Genomic DNA, 1,554 nt, shown 5'->3' on the forward strand with positions numbered 1-1,554 from the left:
GCTAGATAGCTGAACCCCAACTTTTGGAATGATAGGTGGAATGGCGTTACGCATTACGTGCTGAGTGACGATCTCACGATTCGATAAACCTTTGATTCGGGCTGCGCGAATGTAGTTTTGGCTCATAACTTCTGCAACAGAAGCGCGCATCAAACCAACAACTTGAGTCGTAGGTGCTAACGCCAGAACCAAACACGGCAGAACCATGTGCTCGATGACACTTTGCAGTGCGTGAGCTCGGTATTCACCTTTCGCCATAAAGGAGTCAATAATGGCAAACCCAGTCACATGGTCGATTTCGTACAGCAAGTCATAGCGTCCAGCAACAGGGAAGATATGGTATTCCAACGAGAAGACCATGATCAGCAGTAGTGCCACCCAGAAAATCGGAGCAGAGTAACCCGACATCGAAAGAAACGAGATACCAGTGTCTAGCCACTTACCTTGCTTCATCCCTGCAATCGTACCAAGTGGGATACCGATTAAGAGCGAAACCAGAAAGGCGAAAAAGCACAATTCTAATGTGGCAGGAAAAACAACGGCGAGTTCGTCGTAAATCGCATTGCCGTTTTTGCTCAAACCAAAATCGAGCTGAGAAAGGTTAATCAAGTAGCTTTGCCAGCCAGACCAGAACTCAACATTTGCCCAATGTGAAAGCGGGTCAAGGCGCAGCAGAGAAAAGCCCACCAAAGTGAGAATCATCAAAGTGATGAAAAAGAGGTTAAATCGTCGAACGGTGTACCAAAACATCAGTGGATTCTCTCAACTCTATCAAACGGTTGGGCATTGAAAGGGCTCGATTTGAAGCCAGTTAATGACTTGTCGTGCACACGGAATTGAACCCCATGTGCCAACGGAATAACTGGAAACTCTTCATTCAAAATATTTTGCGCCTGACGATACAGGTTTAGGCGGTAACGTTGCTCTTGCGTCTCTAGCGCGAGATCCAGCAAAAAGTCGAAATCATCGTTACACCACATCGAAACGTTAAGGCCCACTCGGTCTGATTCGCACGATAGTAAAGGACGGAAGAAGTTATCCGGATCGCCTGTATCGCCAATCCAGCCAGTAAGGAGCAAGTCGATATCGTTGATGTTTTCAAGATCCACTCGCTCGAAACGGTCGTCGGTGAGCAGAGTCAGCTTGATGCCGATATCGGCGAAGTTCGCCTGAATGAGCTCAGCAGTTTTGCGTGGACTTGGGTTGAATGCTCTTGGCTCTAGCGGCACCAACATCGACAGTTTTAGACCATCTTCGTATCCCGCTTCACGAAGTAGAGCGAGAGCGTAATTTCGGTCATAACGAATTTTCGGACTGTCTTTTTGATACGCCCAAGAGTTCGGCGGCAGCAATGTATAAGCTAGAGTACCTGTACCGTAATAAACCGAATCCAAGATATTTTGACGATTGATCGCAAGGTTCAACGCTTGGCGGACTCTTGGGTCGCGAAGTGCTGGAGTCTCGGTATTAATCGCAATAAAGGAAACGTTATTTGCTGGTGTTGCCGTCAACTCAAGGTTTTCATCTTCTTGAATGATTGGGATCTGGCTAGAG

The 1,554-nt window shown here is 47.2% G+C and carries 2 protein-coding genes; both read right to left on the reverse strand.

Annotation, left to right across the window (positions count from 1 at the left end; translation table 11 throughout):
• A partial coding sequence (locus tag R7Q11_RS24680; RefSeq protein ID WP_225466823.1) for an ABC transporter permease occupies positions 1–750 on the reverse strand: 750 nt, incomplete at its 3' end.
• Positions 750–1,554: ABC transporter substrate-binding protein (locus R7Q11_RS24685; protein ID WP_225466824.1), on the reverse strand; the 805-nt coding region annotated here is incomplete at its 5' end. The genes R7Q11_RS24685 and R7Q11_RS24680, both read right to left, overlap by 1 nt.

It is taken from the genome of Vibrio sp. 970 (assembly GCF_033339075.1).